The sequence below is a fragment of the Mesorhizobium sp. M7A.F.Ca.CA.004.04.2.1 genome, assembly GCF_004022825.1.
Lineage (GTDB): Bacteria > Pseudomonadota > Alphaproteobacteria > Rhizobiales > Rhizobiaceae > Mesorhizobium.
In genome coordinates this window covers 1-470 of the sequence record NZ_RZPH01001775.1, presented here as the reverse complement: position 1 = coordinate 470, position 470 = coordinate 1, and the positions used below count along the sequence as shown (strand labels likewise).

At 62.1% G+C, this 470-nt stretch carries 2 pseudogenes; both read right to left on the bottom strand.

Going from position 1 to position 470, the window contains the following annotated elements:
* Positions 1 to 230, bottom strand: a pseudogene (locus EN893_RS37515) (cell division protein FtsQ/DivIB); the annotation flags it as partial.
* Positions 218 to 470 (bottom strand): annotated as a pseudogene (locus tag EN893_RS37510) (D-alanine--D-alanine ligase); the annotation flags it as partial. The pseudogenes EN893_RS37515 and EN893_RS37510, both read right to left, overlap by 13 nt.

The following is a 470-nucleotide window of genomic DNA, read 5'->3' as shown; positions in this document are numbered from 1 at the left end:
CCGCCGAGATAGGCGCCATAGGCACTGCTCGAGAAAATCAGCACGGCCGACATCATGGCCGCGGAAAAGCGCGGCGCCTGGAATTCCCCGACGCCCAGGCGCGCCAGAATGCGCACCGGGCGGCGCAGCATGCGCGGCAGCACGAAATGGCCCGACGACAATGGCAGGCCGAACAGCGCCGGCCCCGCCGCGCCCCTCTCCCAACCTTGTCTCCATTTCAACGCAGGCACGAAGCGTCCTCCACCATCCAACTCAACAAATCGCCAAACGAGTGCCCGGCCTGGGCGGCGATTTCAGGCACCAAGGACGTCGGCGTCATACCCGGCTGGGTGTTGACCTCGAGCCAGACAATCTCGCCGTTTTCGGAATGACGATCATCGTAACGGAAGTCCGAACGGGAAACGCCGCGACAGCCGATCGCTTGGTGAGCCTTGAGCGCCAGTGTTTGTATTTTTTGGTAAATATTCGGT